The organism is Arthrobacter globiformis (genome assembly GCF_030817195.1).
Classification (GTDB): Bacteria; Actinomycetota; Actinomycetes; order Actinomycetales; family Micrococcaceae; genus Arthrobacter; species Arthrobacter globiformis_D.
The window spans coordinates 4561528-4575540 of the sequence record NZ_JAUSYZ010000001.1 but is presented as its reverse complement, the minus strand read 5'-3'; the positions used below and the strand labels follow the sequence as shown (position 1 = coordinate 4575540).

Genomic DNA, 14013 nt, shown 5'->3' with positions numbered 1-14013 from the left:
CGCCGATTTACCGAAAAGGGCCGCTCAGCTTGCTGCTGGGCGGCCTTTTTTGGCGAAACGGCGGACTAGTGAGCACCCTTCCAGCCGCGGCTTGTTAGGGCTGCGCGCACCTTGGTGATGGCGCTGGGCTCGATGCCCCTTGCGAAGGGCTCCAGATCCAACTGCGTCAGGACCACCACAAGCCAGCCGAGACTCCGTGCGCTTTCGTCGCGGTAGATGTCGCTTCTCCGCTGGGCTGGTGTGGCATGGTGGCCGCCGTCGTACTGGATGGCAATCTTGAACACTTCGTATGACATGTCGGGGTCCTGGATCCAGCCGCCGGTCTCATCGAACATGGGAACGTTTATGGCTGGCTCGGGCAGTCCCGCGGCGATCAGCAGCAGCCGCAGCTCGGTCTCTTTCGGTGAATCGGTGTTCGCGCGGATGAGAACCCTGGCCTTCATTGCCTTGGGGTACCCAGCCCTGCCCTTCTTCTCAGCCAGGAAAGCGTCCAATGCCTTCGGCGTGGAAAGGGGAGCCTTGCGGCGCAGAAGGAAATCGCCGGCAATGACCAGGTCCTGCAGGGAAAGGATGCCGGCCAGATCAAACCAGGTCCGAAGAGGGGACGTGCAGGCCACGTAACGGCCGTCGCAGATTTCGTCTTCCGGGAGAGGAAGCCGGTGGCCGCACACGTTCTTCCTTCGGACGGCCCTGGCGCCGTCCCGGCTGGTCAAATGGATCACGGCGTGGTCCTCAAAATGCAGGGGCAGCGGGAAGCCCCAGAGCGCAGCGGCTGAAAGATGGCTGACGACGGCTCCGGTTGCGAGTGCAAGCCCGCGGGCCCGGACAAGGAGGGTCATCTCCACGGCCGCCGGGCTGCGTACGCCGTGGCAGGGTCTGGCCAGGTCGAGGGCACGGGCACGCCTGCGCGTCAGGCCGGCAGCCTTGGCCTGGCGGATGGTGAATGGCTGTCCCAGCAGGGCGGGAGGAAGGGGGCGTGGACGCGGCATAGGAGCATTCTGCTGCCCGGAGCGTGCCTGCATGCCGTTGTCCACAATTCAGGGCCGGTGTGGAGGAACAGTGGGCGATGACTGCTCCGCACTGGCTTCTCGGTGGCGCCGTCGAATTGCCGAAAAGGGCCGCTCAGCTTTCTGCTGGGCGGCCCTTTTTGGTAAATCGGCTCTTGCTAGATCGGCTTTTGGTAAATCGATGCAGAGTGGCTGCTACTTCGCCTCGGGGTTGCCTTCAGCGTTGGCCTCGCCCGCGGCGCCGGGCTTGCGTGGACCGGGCTCACCCGCAGCCGGTCCGCCCGCATCTGAACTGCCGCTGGCGGTGCCCGGAGCTGCGCCCGTGCTGCCCGTGCCCGTGGTGCCCGTGGCGCCCGTCCGGTGCGGGCCGCCGTCGGCCTGGTTCTTCCGCGCAGCGTCGTCCCTCAGCTTGCGGAGCCGCTCCGCCTCGGCCTTGCGGCGGCGCTGCTCAAGGTTCCGCAGGAAGTCGGGGTCGTCGTCGGGGGCGGTGGGGTGGTGCTGGTAGACGGGCTGGGCCACGGCCGATGCCCGGGGGCGGCCGATCAGGAACCACAACGCGGCGCCGATGAGCGGCAGGAGGGCAACCATGATGATCCAGGTTGTTTTGGAAAAACCGCGGGTGAGATGCCTGTCAGTGCGGATGACGTCCACCAGCCCGTAGACGTATATGGCGAGAACGGCGACTGCGAGTGCAACACGAGGCATGCAATCAGTCTAGCCGCCGTGTGCCCCGGCGGAGATTACAGTATGCCCACAGTCATGTGCCAGCAAAACGCCGGACAGGGGCCGCAGATGACGCAGGATACGTTCAGGCAGGACGGCTAAACTTGGATAGTGGCTTTTCTGAAATACTCCCTGATCCGGTTCGCGATCTTCCTGCCCCTGTTTGTGCTGTTCGTCTTCCTGCAGCTGGGGTGGTTTCTGGCCGTCGTCTGCGCCGGGCTGATTTCCTTCGCCATCAGCTACCTCTTCTTCCAGAAGCAGCGCGATGCCGCGACGGCGTCCCTGCATGCCCGCTTCTCTGGCCGCGCCAAGCCCATCCGCACCGCCGGGGAGGTCGATGATGCCCTGGCCGAGGATCACCTCGTGGACACCCACCCGGACGTCACGATCCGCAACGACGCCAAGAAGCGCGAACCCCGCGGCGAGGAAGCCTAGGCCTACAGCCCGCTGCTCAGCACGAGTCCCAGCGAGAACAGCACGGCGTAGCCGAGGTTGATTAGGCCCGTCTGCTTCAGGACCGGGATGAGGCTCTTGCGCTTCCGTCCATTGATCATGAGCCAGGCCGGCATCAGGCAGGCCGGGATCAGGAGCAGCACGATCAGCATCCACGGCCGCGTGGGCGCCAAAATCACCACCAGCAGGATGGCCACGGTCAGCATCAGCACGTAGCTTTCACGGGCGTGCTTGTCGCCCAGCCGCACCGCCAGGGTCTTCTTCCCCGCCTGGATGTCCGAGGGGATGTCCCGGACGTTGTTGGCCATGAGCAGGGCGCACGCGATGAGTCCCGTGCCGATGGCGCCAATCACGGCAGGCAGGCCGATCTGCCCCGCCTGCGTGTAGGTGGTGCCGAGCGTGGCCACCAGCCCGAAGAACACGAACACGAAGACGTCGCCCAGGCCCATGTAGCCGTACGGATTCTTTCCGCCGGTGTAGCCCCAGGCGGCCATCACGCAGCCCACGCCCACCAGCAGCAGCCACCACGTCTGGGTGATGAGGACCAGCACCAGCCCCACGAGCATCGCCAGGCCGAAGGCACCGAATGCGGCATACTTCACGTGTTCGGGGCGGGCCGCACCGGAACCGACCAGCCGCAGGGGCCCGACGCGGTTCTCGTCGGTCCCGCGGATCCCGTCCGAGTAGTCGTTGGCGTAGTTGACGCCGACCTGCAGCAGGAGCGCCACGAGGGCCGCCAGGACTGCATTCAGCGGGCGGAAGGAGGCCATCTCATAGGCCGCCGCCGAGCCGATCAGGACAGGGGCGATCGCGGCCGGCAGGGTGCGGAGCCGGGCGCCTTGGATCCATTGTGCGGCTGTTGCCACGGTAAGTACCTCGTGTTGGGTCGGTGATTCGTTCAAAAGCATGGGCGTGCGCTGGGCTCGCGGAACCCGCAGCGGCGCGGCAGGATTACTCTATTTTCCCTGATGCAGGGCGTTGAGGCGTTCAATCATGGCCAGCCGGTCCGGCTTGCCGTTGGGCAGCATGATTAGCTCTCCGGCCGGCAGGACTGTTTTGGGGGCCAGCAGCCCGAGCGTGCGGTGCCATTCCTCGGCCCACGCGGCGCCGTCCCGTGCAGCGCCATCAGCCCCGGACGCGCTCCGGGCGACCGCCACGTAGGCAGCCACAGCCTGGCCCCATTTCGCGGACTCGACGCCGGCCACAAAAGCCGCCGTCACGCCGTCGGACTTTTCCAGCTCAGCCTGCACATGCGCGGCGGAGACCTTGACGCCGCCGGTGATGATGACGTCGTCGGCGCGGCCCAGCACGGTGAGCCGGCCGTCGGCGTCCAGGGTGCCGAGGTCATTGGTCCGGTACCAGCGGCTGCCGTCCTTCTCGATGAAGGACTCGGCGGTCTGCCGCGGTGCGTCCAGATAGCCGGCCGCGAGGGTGGCCCCGCCCAGGTGGATTCTGCCGTCTTCGGAGAGCCGAACTGCCACGCCCTCGAGCGGGTACCCGTCGTACACGCAGCCGCCGCAGGTTTCGGCCGCACCGTAGGTGGTGACCACCCGGAGGCCGGCGTCGCGCGCCGACTTGAGGAGCTCGGCAGAGGCCGGGGCGCCGCCGAGCAGGATGCCGTTGAAGCGGCGCAGCACGGCGAGCGTGTCCGCCGACGGGTCAGCCAGCAGGCGCTGCAGCTGGGTGGGCACCAGCGACGTGAAGCGGATGTTGTCCGTCAGCTCCAGCGCGGCCGCGGTGAAGGCTTCGGAGGTGAACCCCCCGGACAGGTCCATCGCCCATGGCCGCGTGCCGGCGAACAGCGACCGGACCAGCACCTGCACGCCGGCGACGTACTGCAGCGGCAGGGCCAGGAGCCACTGCCCTTCGCCCTTGAGCGCGAACGCGGTGGCCATCGACGACGCCGCCAGGGCGTCCACCGTCAGGACCGTCGCCTTGGGCGTACCGGTGGACCCCGAGGTCCGGACCACCGCGACGGCGTCCTCGAACCCCAGGGTCCGGACCGGCGTCACCACCGGATCGCCGTCGGGGCCGGCGGAGAGTTCGACGGCGGGGCCCTCACCGTGGAGGGCGGCCGCCAGCGCCTTGAGGGCCGGCTCGATATTCACTGCGTGCGCCTTGGGGGTGCGGGCCTGGGGAGCATGGGATGCCTTCCGACGAGTGCGTACTTAGAAGTAATACGGGAACCGGGACCAGTCGGGGTCGCGTTTTTGCAGGAAGGCATCCTTGCCCTCCACGGCCTCGTCCGTCATGTATGCCAGCCGGGTAGCTTCGCCGGCGAACACCTGCTGGCCGGCCAGGCCGTCGTCGGCGAGGTTGAAGGCGAACTTCAGCATCCGGATGGCCTGCGGGGACTGCCGGGCGATGTCCGCCGCATACTCGAGCGCCACCTGCTCGAGGCGCTCGTGGTCAACGGCCTCGTTCACGGCCCCCATCCGAACCATGTCCTCGGCGGAATATTCGCGCGCGAGGAAGAAAATCTCCCGGGCGGCCTTCTGGCCGATCTGCCGGGCCAGCAGCGCCGAGCCGTAGCCGGCGTCGAAACTGCCCACCGTGGCGTCCGTCTGCTTGAACTTCCCGAACTGGCGCGAGGCGATGGTCAGGTCGGAGACCACGTGCAGGGAGTGCCCGCCGCCGGCCGCCCAGCCGTTGACGACGGCGATGACCACCTTGGGCATGGTCCGCATGAGCCGCTGGACCTCCAGAATGTGGAGCCGCCCCGCGCGGGCCGGGTCTATGGTTTCCTGCGTCTCGCCGTCAGCGTAGCGGTAGCCGTCGCGTCCGCGGATCCGCTGGTCCCCGCCGGAGCAGAACGAGTGGCCGCCGTCCTTGGGGGAGGGGCCGTTGCCGGTGAGCAGCACGGTGGCGACGTCCGGGGTCATCCGGGCGTGGTCCATGGCGCGGTACAGCTCGTCCACGGTCCCCGGGCGGAAGGCGTTGCGGACCTCCGGCCGGTTGAACGCGATGCGGACGGTGGGCAGGTCCCGAACCACTGTGCCGTCGTCGGACCGCTCCACCTGCCGGTGGTAGGTCAGGTCCTGGAAGTCGTCGAAGCCGGACACGGTGCGCCAGCGGGACGGGTCAAAGACGTCGGATACCTTGGCGGGGAATTCGTTGCTCACCGTCCAAGTCTAGTAATCGGCTCAGCTGATGCAGAACTCGTTGCCCTCGGGGTCTGCCATGGTGTGCCATTCGTGGGGCCCCTGGTTGGCCGTCCAGAGAAACGTGGCGCCGCGGGCTTCGAGCTCGGCGCGGACCTCGTCCTTGTCCCGGCCGTCTAAGCGAACGTCCCAGTGCACCCGGTTCTTGATGGTCTTCTGTTCCGGCACGGTCTGGAACAGCAGGCGCCGGGCGGGTGCCTTGGCCTCGATTTCCTCTGTGGGCCGGATCGCCGCGCCGTCCTTCCACACCAGCTTGCCGTTGTGCGTCATGGTCTGGTCTTCCGTGGCGAAGCCCTGGCTGATCATGGACCGGATGAAGCCCTCGTCCTGCGGCTCCACGGACCAGTCCAGTGTTTCCGCCCACCAGTCGGCGAGGTCGTGCGGGTGATGGCAGTCGATGGCGATCTGAATGTTGAGTCCCATGGCACCAAGCTACGACGGCGGCGCCACCTCCGGATAGGGGCTGGCCCGGGCGGCAGGGCCCACGCCGCCCCTAGCCTTGGGCCCGCTGCAGCTGATCCAGGAGTTCCGGCGGGATGGTGTACAGGAAAATCACAGCGAGCAGGTTCTTGGTGGCGTGGACGAAGTAGGCGAACATCAGGTTCCGCCCCGTCCACACATAGACAAACACCAGGGTGCCGCCCATGGCCAGGTACGGCATGAGCGCGGGGAGGGTGAGGGCTTCCTGCCCCACGATATGCAGGGCGGCGAAGAGGATCACAGAAAGTCCGCAGCAGATCCAGATGTTGACCCGCCTGCTGAGCTTCCCGATCAGCAGGTGCCTGAACACGTATTCCTCGACGAACGGTCCCACCACGACAATCAGCGGCACCATCAGCCAGGCCGGTACCTGCCGCATGAGCGCCTGCAGCCCGGCCTGGTTAGCGGACGTCTCGGTGGTCCCGCCCACGGCCACCAGGATGGCGGTGACAATCATCATGGCGACGACGGCCAGCGGCACCATCACGAGCGTGAACCACGGCCGCGTGGCAAGCACCCTGAGGTCCCGGGACACCACCCCGCGGGCGGCAAACAGCGCCAGCGCGCCAACGCAGCCGTAGAACAGGAGGTTCACGCTGTAGGAGGCGACGGCCGGCGTCGGGGCCATTGCCCGGAGCAACGGCAGGAGCAGTTCCCCGGCCAGTGCGAAGAAGGCGGCAACGGCAACGTAAAGCCCCACGGCGGTGAGGTCCAGCGTCGAAAACCGGTAGAGATCCGGCCGCGGAGCAGGGAGCATGCGTCTGGTATTCACCATGCTTCCAGCGTAGTGCGCCAAGCCCCGCGCGAACGGACAGTTCAGGCCCTGCGCAGTACTGCCGCCGCGTTGCAGGGACCGAATCGCCACCGGTAGAATATTCGGTATGCCTAACTTTTGGTTTCGGTGCGCCAAAGAAGTCCGCGCCGAACTCTTGCCCTATGGAGTGCAAAGAAGCGCTCCGCTTCCAGCCTGCCGGAAATCCGCGGCAGCGGGTCATTCGGCACCGGGTCATCCAGCAGCGGGTCATCCGGCACCGGGTCATCCGCCACAGCTGCAAGAAACCGCGGCAGGGGAGTGACCGCCGTCGTTCTTCTTTGCCTGGCCTTGACCGCGTGCGGCGGGAACGCCAACGGCAACGGCAGCGACGGTCGGCCTGTGGTGCTGACGACGTTCACTGTGCTGGCCGACGTGGCCAAAAACGTGGCAGGGGACAAGCTGCAGGTGGAATCCATCACCAAGGCCGGCGCGGAGATCCACGGCTATGAACCCACTCCGGGCGACATCCGGAAGGCCGCGCAGGCAGACCTCATCCTGGACAACGGGCTCAACCTCGAAGCCTGGTTCGGGCAGTTCGTGGAGGGCCTGGACGTGCCGCACGCCGTGGTGAGCGAGGGCGTGAAGGTGATGTCCATCACCGAGGACTCGTACCAGGGCAAGCCGAACCCGCACGCCTGGATGTCGCCGGTCAACGTGCAGATCTATGTGGACAACATGGTGAAGGCCTTCTCCGAACTGGACCCCGAGAATGCCACGGCTTTCGAGGCCAACGGCAAGGCCTACAAAGCCAAGCTCCAGGCTGTGCAGGATCAGATGAAAGCCAAGCTCGCCGCCGTGCCCAAGAACCAGCGCGCGCTGGTGACCTGCGAAGGCGCCTTCTCCTATCTGACCCGTGACGCAGGCCTCGATGAGGTGTACATCTGGGCAGTCAACGCCGAACAGCAGGCCACGCCCCAGCAGATCACCGAGGCGATCGGCTACGTCAGGGGCAACAAGGTGCCTGCCGTCTTCTGCGAGTCGACTGTCTCTGACGCCCCGATGCGACAGGTCGTGGAGGCCACCGGCGCCAAGTTCGGCGGCGTGCTGTATGTGGACTCCCTCTCCGAGGCGGACGGGCCGGTGCCCACGTACCTGGACCTCATCCGGCACGACTCCCAGCTGATCACCGCAGCCCTGTCAGGTGCGGGATCATGAGCGCCTTCACAGCCCACCGCGACGCCGAAGCCGCATCGGCACGGCCGCACCCTGCCATCCAGGTGGAGAACGTCACTGTGCACTACGGTGAGGTCCTTGCCCTGGATGCCGCCTCACTGGTCCTGGAGCACTCTCGGATCTGCGGCCTGGTGGGGATGAACGGGTCCGGCAAGTCCACCCTTTTCAAGGCCATCATGGGCATGATCAGGCCAGACGCCGGCCGCGTACTGATCAACGGGGCGCCGCCCGCCAAGGCACGCAAGGAAGGCGGCATCGGCTACGTGCCGCAGAGCGAGGACGTGGACTGGCAGTTTCCGCTCTCCGTCCGCGACGTTGTGATGATGGGCCGCTACGGGCGCCAGGGATTCACGCGCCGCCCCTCCAAAGCGGACCGGGCCGCCGTCGATGACGCGCTCGAGCGGGTGGAACTTTCCGAGTTCGCGGGCCGGCAGATCGGCCAGCTCTCCGGAGGCCAGAAAAAACGTGCCTTCGTGGCACGGGGCATCGCGCAGGGGGCCACCATGATGCTCCTGGACGAGCCGTTTGCAGGCGTGGACAAGCGCTCGGAGGCCACCATCACCCGGCTGCTGCGTGAGCTCGCAACGGAGGGCTGCACCATCCTCATCTCCACGCACGACCTCCACGCCCTGCCGCAGCTGTGCGACGAAGCAGTGCTGCTCATGCGCAAGGTGCTCATGCACGGGGCCCCGGAAGTGGTGCTGCAGCCGGAGAACCTGGCCATGGCGTTCGGGCTGGATGTCCTGAACCGGAACGGGGACCCCAAACAGGGCCCCGGTGCCGGACAGCGCAACGATGAGACGGGGAGCTGAGCCATGGATCCGGTCAGTCTCCTGCTCGAACCCCTCGGCTACGACTTCATGGTCCGCGCCATCCTCACGACGGCGCTCGCTGCCGTGGTCTGCGCGGTCCTGAGCTGCTGGTTGGTGCTCATCGGCTGGTCCCTGATGGGCGACGCCGTCTCGCACGCGGTGCTTCCCGGTGTTGTGCTGGCCTACATCGTGGGCGCGCCGTTCGCGTTGGGGGCCCTGGTGTTTGCATTAGTCGCCGTGACCCTCATCGGGGTCGTCCGGAACACGAGCCGCGTGAAGGAGGACGCCGCCATCGGCATTGTCTTCACGTCCCTCTTCGCCCTCGGCCTGGTGCTGATCTCGGTGACGCCGAGCCAGACCGACCTTAACCACATCATCTTCGGCAACCTGCTGGGTGTCAGTGTCCCTGACCTCATCCAGGTGCTCGTGCTGGGTGTGGTGGCCTTCGCCATCCTCATCCTGAAGCGCCGCGACCTCACGCTTTACGCCTTCGACCCCACGCACGCCCACGCGATCGGGCTCTCGCCGCGAAGGCTTGGAGCGCTGCTGCTGGGGCTGCTGGCGCTGACCTCCGTGGTGGCGCTGCAGACGGTGGGCGTGGTGCTGGTGGTGGCCATGCTCATCATCCCGGGCTCCACCGCCTACCTGCTGACGAACCGTTTTTCCCGCATGCTGGTGATCGCTCCCGCAATCTCCGCGGCATGCTCTATCGCCGGCATCTACTTCAGCTACTACCTCGACACCGCATCCGGCGCCATGGTGGTCCTCACCCAGGGGGCGGTGTTCGCCGTCGTCTATCTGCTAAGCCCCCGGCAGGGGCTGATCGGCACCCGGCTGGCCAAGGCCCGCCGTCGGAAGGCTGCCGCTCTCGCCGCGTAGCGCCGGGGGGGGAAGTCCGACGGCGGTGCGAACCTTGACGGGGCTGCCCGCCGCCGGGCAGGCTTGACCCATGAAGTCCTAGATCCCGGCGCCGGCACCGTCCGGCGTTGACATGGCCACAGACAAGGCCCCGTAGAGCATTCAATGAGCTCCGGGGCCGCCCTTTGGACTGCGAGGACTTCCATGACTGAACCACATTTCCGCACCGAACAGCTGCACCTGTCCGGCGTCGCGCACGGCTACGGGGACCGCGAACTCTTCACCGGCGTCGAACTGGTGGTCGCCGCGGGGGAGCACGCCGCCGTCGTGGGTGAGAACGGTGCCGGCAAGTCCACCCTGCTGCGGATCCTGGCGGGTATCGAGGCGCCTGCGGAGGGCACGGCCCAGCGGCATGGCCGGGTGGGCTATCTGGCGCAGACATCCGGACTCTCCGCCAGGCTGACAGTGGCGGACGCCATTGACGACGCGCTCCGTGCACTGCGGGAGATGGAAGCCGGGCTGGAACGGCTGGAGGACGGGCTGCCAGCGGCGGGGCCAGCCGAGCTCGAGGCTTACGGGAACCTGCAGACCCAGTACCAGCTGCGCGAGGGATACGCCGCGGAATCCCGTGTGGAGGCGGCGCTGGACAGGCTTGGCCTGGGCGGCGTGGACCGCGGCCGGACGCTGGGGTCGCTGTCCGGCGGGGAGCAGGAGCGCGTCGCGCTGGCGTGCCTGCTGGCCGATCCCGCGGACATCCTGCTCCTGGATGAGCCCACGAACCACCTGGATGCCAGCGGAACAGCCTGGCTCGAGGGCCGTCTCGCAGCCCACCGGGGAGTTGTGGTGGTGGTTTCCCACGACCGCGTCCTGCTGCGGAAGGTCGCCACCGCCGTCATCGAGGTCGACGCCGAGCGCCGGACGGTGAACCGCTACGGCAACGGCTACGACGGCTACCTGAAGGAGAAGCGGGCAGAACGCCAGCGCTGGGTGCAGCAGTACCACGGCTGGCTTGACGCCATGGATGCCGAACGGCGGCAGGCGGACACCGTGGCGGGCCGGATGGGCTACGCGCGCCGGCGGGACAACGACAAGGCGGCCTTCGACTTCAAGACCGGAACCTGGGAGCGCGCCGCTGCCAGCAAAATCCGCAATGCACAGGAGAGGCTGCGCCGCCTGGAGGACAACCCCGTGGAGCGCCCGCCGGAACGCCTGAAGCTCGACGCCGGGTTGCACGGCACGGTCGACGGCGGGAGCGCCGGCGGGAGTTCCGGGGGTGGACACCCGGAAGCCGTCGATGGGGTTCTGCGTGCCCGCAACACCAAGGTGCCCGGCCGGCTGGACGTACCCGAGTTCCGTGTGGACCGCGGCCAGAAAATCCTCATCACCGGGCCCAACGGTGCCGGGAAGTCCACGCTGCTCTCCGTGCTGGCCGGCACCCTCGAACCGGCCACGGGCCAGGTGGTGCGCCACGGCCGGATCGGCTATCTGCAGCAGGAACTGGAGCTGCCCGAACATCCAGCCCTGAGGCTGCTGCCGGCCTTTGCCGCCGGGCTTGGCGGGAACATCGACGACCACGCGGAGGCGCTGCTGCGGCTGGGCCTCTTCCGCACCAGCGAATTCCATGTTCCGGTGGGCGCCCTCTCGGCAGGCCAGCAGCGCAGGCTGGCACTCGCCCGGCTGTTGCTCGGCCACAAGGACGTCATGCTCCTCGACGAACCCAGCAACCATTTGGCCCCCGCGCTGGTGGAGGAGCTGGAATCGGCGCTCGCGGACTTCGACGGAACGGTGGTGATGGTCAGCCACGACCGGGCCCTCGGCCAGTGGTTCGACGGCTGCGCGGACCGGTCCCGTGGCCGGGCGGGCGAAGGCGCTTCCGGGAGATGGCTCAGGTACACGATGGCGGACGGCATGCTGGAAAAGGTGGCACTGCCCGCCTGAGCCCGGAAAACCCAGGCCCAGCGGATGTGCCGCCGGGCCTGGGTTTTTCGGACCGTCTGGGTTCCTGCCTCTGGAAAGAGCGCCTACCGGAACAGGGCGCCGTAGGTTCCCATGATGATCCGGTCGCCGGGCCTGGACTTCCTGATGTAGTCCACCACGGCCCAGTCGTCCAGCGAGATGCAGCCCGCCGTCGGGACCTTGTTCATGTGCAGGAAGATGGCGAAGCCGGCGTCCTGCACGATGGTGGGACGGTTGTAGTTGATCACCACGCCCTGGCGGTAATCATGCGTGGCGCGGGTGGCGAAGTACCACATGTTCTCGTCCCAGCCCACCCACGAGGAGGACTCGAAGTACTTGTTGTACGTCGCGGTCCACGGGTTGCCGCCCCAGCGGGAGCGGGGGTTCAGCGTGCGGTAGGGGAGCTTCGTTCCCGGGTTGCCCAGGCCGAAGGCCTCCGTCACCGAGTACGAGCCCGTGGGCGAGTACAGGTAGCGGGTGGGGCCCGAGGGGACGCCCGGAGCCTTGAAGCCGGAGGCGCCCACATAGCCGTCGGTCCGCCAGTCCTGGACGTACGTTCCGGCCATCCGGACGCAGTAGACGTTGGTGGCATACGACTGGCCGTAGCCCTGCGTAAACGTCAGCAGCACGCGGTTGGCGCCGTACGTGGAGTACCGGGACCGCCCGTTGTTCAGCTTCTGGCATTCGGTGATCCCGTAAGCGCGCGTGCCGGCAGCCTTGGTGTAGCCGATGAAGCCGCGCTGGAACGACTGGATGCACTGGTCGCCGGCGCACCGTTCGTTCGACGTCGGGTAGCCCAGCCAGCCATCCGCCCCGCCGTTGGTGGCATACCGCTGGGCGATGCCGGCCCGGACGATCCAGGCCGGGGTCAGCGGAGACCAGTAGATCGTGCCGCCTTGGAACCGCTGGATGCATCCGCCCGCGGCCTGCCCGCAGGCCTCGTTGGCCACGGGATAGCCCAGGGAGCTGCGGTTTCCGCCGGTCAGGATGTACCGGGTGCCGATACCGCCGCGCGTGATCCACGCGCCTGTGGCGGGCGACCAGTAAATGCTGCCGCCTTGGAACCGCTGGAGGCAGCCGCCTGCCACCTGGCCGCAGGCTTCCGTGGTGGTGGGGTAGCCCAGGACGCCGTTCTGCGCGCCGGCGGCACGCCAGCGGGAGCCGATGCCGCCGCGGATCACCTGGCCTCCGGTCTGCGGCGACCAGTAGATGGTGCCGCGGTCGAACACCTGCGAACAGCCCCCGTTTCTCAGCCCGCAGGTTTCTCCTGCGGACGGCAGGCCCAGCACGGTCTCCGCCCCCGAGGCTGCCCAGCGGCTGCCGATGCCCGTCCCGGTGGAGAAGTTGAGGAACCGGGTGCCGGTCCAGATGATCACTTTGCCGGTGGAGAATTTCTGCAGGGACCGTGATCCCAGAACGATTTCGTCGCCGATGGGGTAGCCGAAGGCTGCCAGTCCGCCGCTGGCCGTCCACTGCGGACCGGTGCGCCCGGAGGCCAGCAGGACCGGATGCGCTCCTGACTTGGACGTCCAGTAGATCGAACCGCCCGTGAAGGTCTGCACGCAGAGCCCCGCCGAGCACTGCTCGTTCGACGTCGGCTCGCCGAGCACGCCGCCGGCCCCGCCAAGGCTCCGCCACTTGGCGCCGATGCCGCCGGCGGTGACAAATTCGGGGTCGGGGTCCGGCGCCGGGTCTGCGTCGGCCGGATCAGCAACGGAGGGATCGGTGACGGCGGGGTCCGTTACGGGCGGGTCCGACGGCGGCTCCGGCGCCGCCGGTTCCGTCACCGGATCGGTGGCCGGGGCAGTCACCGCTTCCGTTGCCGGGTCAGCCGCCGGACCCGTGGCGGGGTCAGTGGGTTCGGAAGCAGGAGCAGTGGCAGGGTCGGTCTCGGCAGTGGCGGTCGTGGTTCCGGCTGCGGGAGTGGAAGAGTCGGTCGCCTGGACGGACGGAGTCTCGGAGCCGACGGCGAGGGCAGGAGAGGACGCGAGTGGTCCGGCCGCCAGGCTCAGGAGCAGGGCAGCCGCAAGTATTGGTTTTTTCACGAAGCATCCTCCACCGACACAACCGGTTCGCACGTGCCGGTCTGGCCCGTGGTGTTGGCGAAGTTCTCTGCAGACACTTCAGCCGATTTCCCTGCCTGGACCGTTTCCGTGATCAGGGCGTGGCCCTGGACGGCGGCGCCGACGGTGACCGCAATGGCCACGGTGTACTTCTTGGCTTTGTCCGAGGAGTTGACCAGGGTTCCCTTGAACGTCCACTGGCCGTCCGGACCGGCCGCGCAGGTGTGCTCCTGCAGGGCGTCGATCGCGTTCAGCGATGTGGACACATCGGTGGGGAGGGAAGGGGCCGTTGTGGGTGGTGAGGATTCCGACGGCGGCTGGGACACCGCCGTCGTACTGGTTGCTGATGGTGAAGCGCTGGGGCCGGATCCGGCAGGGTCTGAGCCCCCGCCGGAACACCCCGAAGCTGCCAGCAGCAAGGCCGCAGGCAGCAGCAGTGCTCTCTTTCTCATAGTCCCCCCTGAAAAATGGCGCGAGTGCCGGCGTCCGCATGAGACGGTGCGGACACCATGG

The 14013-nt window shown here is 67.6% G+C and carries 14 protein-coding genes; 5 read left to right on the top strand and 9 right to left on the bottom strand.

Annotation, left to right across the window (positions count from 1 at the left end):
- Positions 1 to 65 precede the first annotated feature (65 nt).
- Entirely contained in the window at positions 66 to 989 is a 924-nt protein-coding gene (locus QF036_RS20970) for a hypothetical protein (RefSeq protein WP_307104979.1), read from the bottom strand.
- A gap of 213 nt (positions 990 to 1202) precedes the next feature.
- The gene (locus tag QF036_RS20965) at positions 1203 to 1712 is read right to left on the bottom strand and encodes a PLD nuclease N-terminal domain-containing protein (protein ID WP_307104976.1); all 510 of its coding nucleotides are present in this window, start codon (positions 1710 to 1712) and stop codon (positions 1203 to 1205) included.
- 129 nt (positions 1713 to 1841) lie between these two features.
- Between QF036_RS20965 and QF036_RS20960 the strand changes: the two genes are divergently transcribed.
- The gene (locus QF036_RS20960; RefSeq protein ID WP_307104974.1) at positions 1842 to 2165 is read left to right on the top strand and encodes a DUF4229 domain-containing protein; all 324 of its coding nucleotides are present in this window, start codon (positions 1842 to 1844) and stop codon (positions 2163 to 2165) included.
- 2 nt (positions 2166 to 2167) lie between these two features.
- Here the strand turns inward: QF036_RS20960 and QF036_RS20955 are convergent, their stop codons facing one another.
- From QF036_RS20955 to QF036_RS20935, 5 genes are all read right to left on the bottom strand, one after another.
- Positions 2168 to 3049 (bottom strand): 1,4-dihydroxy-2-naphthoate polyprenyltransferase, encoded by an 882-nt coding sequence (locus QF036_RS20955; RefSeq protein WP_307104972.1) that lies wholly within the window; start codon positions 3047 to 3049, stop codon positions 2168 to 2170.
- A 90-nt stretch (positions 3050 to 3139) separates the two neighbouring features.
- A complete protein-coding gene (locus QF036_RS20950) occupies positions 3140 to 4291 on the bottom strand; it encodes an AMP-binding protein (RefSeq protein ID WP_307104971.1) in 1152 nt (383 codons plus the stop codon).
- A 60-nt stretch (positions 4292 to 4351) separates the two neighbouring features.
- A complete protein-coding gene (locus QF036_RS20945; RefSeq protein ID WP_307104969.1) occupies positions 4352 to 5305 on the bottom strand; it encodes a 1,4-dihydroxy-2-naphthoyl-CoA synthase in 954 nt (317 codons plus the stop codon).
- Between the two features lie 21 nt (positions 5306 to 5326).
- Complete coding sequence (locus tag QF036_RS20940; protein ID WP_307104968.1) at positions 5327 to 5767, bottom strand: VOC family protein; 441 nt, start codon at positions 5765 to 5767, stop codon at positions 5327 to 5329.
- A gap of 70 nt (positions 5768 to 5837) precedes the next feature.
- Positions 5838 to 6599: a CPBP family intramembrane glutamic endopeptidase gene (locus QF036_RS20935; RefSeq protein WP_307104966.1), complete on the bottom strand. Its 762-nt coding sequence runs from the start codon at positions 6597 to 6599 to the stop codon at positions 5838 to 5840.
- Between the two features lie 297 nt (positions 6600 to 6896).
- Here QF036_RS20935 and QF036_RS20930 point away from each other — a divergent pair, with 297 nt between their 5' ends.
- The 4 genes from QF036_RS20930 to QF036_RS20915 all read left to right on the top strand — a co-directional run bounded on the left by QF036_RS20930 (position 6897) and on the right by QF036_RS20915 (position 11419).
- Entirely contained in the window at positions 6897 to 7793 is an 897-nt protein-coding gene (locus QF036_RS20930; RefSeq protein ID WP_373460212.1) for a metal ABC transporter substrate-binding protein, read from the top strand.
- Positions 7790 to 8623, top strand: coding sequence for a metal ABC transporter ATP-binding protein (locus QF036_RS20925; protein ID WP_307104964.1), 834 nt, complete (start codon positions 7790 to 7792; stop codon positions 8621 to 8623). Before QF036_RS20930 ends, QF036_RS20925 begins: the two co-directional genes overlap by 4 nt.
- A 3-nt stretch (positions 8624 to 8626) precedes the next feature.
- Positions 8627 to 9502, top strand: a complete 876-nt coding sequence (locus tag QF036_RS20920; RefSeq protein WP_307104962.1) for a metal ABC transporter permease — start codon at positions 8627 to 8629, stop codon at positions 9500 to 9502.
- A 183-nt stretch (positions 9503 to 9685) separates the two neighbouring features.
- The gene (locus tag QF036_RS20915; protein WP_307104960.1) at positions 9686 to 11419 is read left to right on the top strand and encodes an ABC-F family ATP-binding cassette domain-containing protein; all 1734 of its coding nucleotides are present in this window, start codon (positions 9686 to 9688) and stop codon (positions 11417 to 11419) included.
- Positions 11420 to 11502: 83 nt separating this feature from the next.
- Here the strand turns inward: QF036_RS20915 and QF036_RS20910 are convergent, their stop codons facing one another.
- Together QF036_RS20910 and QF036_RS20905 are read right to left on the bottom strand one after the other, a co-directional pair.
- Complete coding sequence (locus QF036_RS20910; RefSeq protein ID WP_307104958.1) at positions 11503 to 13482, bottom strand: hypothetical protein; 1980 nt, start codon at positions 13480 to 13482, stop codon at positions 11503 to 11505.
- A complete protein-coding gene (locus QF036_RS20905) occupies positions 13479 to 13952 on the bottom strand; it encodes a hypothetical protein (RefSeq protein ID WP_307104956.1) in 474 nt (157 codons plus the stop codon). Before QF036_RS20905 ends, QF036_RS20910 begins: the two co-directional genes overlap by 4 nt.
- Between the last annotated feature and the right edge of the window lie 61 nt (positions 13953 to 14013).

Excerpts from the sequence above, each read along its gene's own strand:
- QF036_RS20905 (WP_307104956.1), bottom strand. The coding sequence starts at position 13,952 with ATGAGAAAGAGAGCACTGCTGCTGCCTGCGGCCTTGCTGCTGGCAGCT.
- QF036_RS20970 (WP_307104979.1), bottom strand. The coding sequence starts at position 989 with ATGCCGCGTCCACGCCCCCTTCCTCCCGCCCTGCTGGGACAGCCATTC.
- QF036_RS20935 (WP_307104966.1), bottom strand. The coding sequence starts at position 6,599 with ATGGTGAATACCAGACGCATGCTCCCTGCTCCGCGGCCGGATCTCTAC.
- QF036_RS20965 (WP_307104976.1), bottom strand. The coding sequence starts at position 1,712 with ATGCCTCGTGTTGCACTCGCAGTCGCCGTTCTCGCCATATACGTCTAC.
- QF036_RS20920 (WP_307104962.1), top strand. The coding sequence starts at position 8,627 with ATGGATCCGGTCAGTCTCCTGCTCGAACCCCTCGGCTACGACTTCATG.
- QF036_RS20940 (WP_307104968.1), bottom strand. The coding sequence starts at position 5,767 with ATGGGACTCAACATTCAGATCGCCATCGACTGCCATCACCCGCACGAC.
- QF036_RS20915 (WP_307104960.1), top strand. The coding sequence starts at position 9,686 with ATGACTGAACCACATTTCCGCACCGAACAGCTGCACCTGTCCGGCGTC.
- QF036_RS20925 (WP_307104964.1), top strand. The coding sequence starts at position 7,790 with ATGAGCGCCTTCACAGCCCACCGCGACGCCGAAGCCGCATCGGCACGG.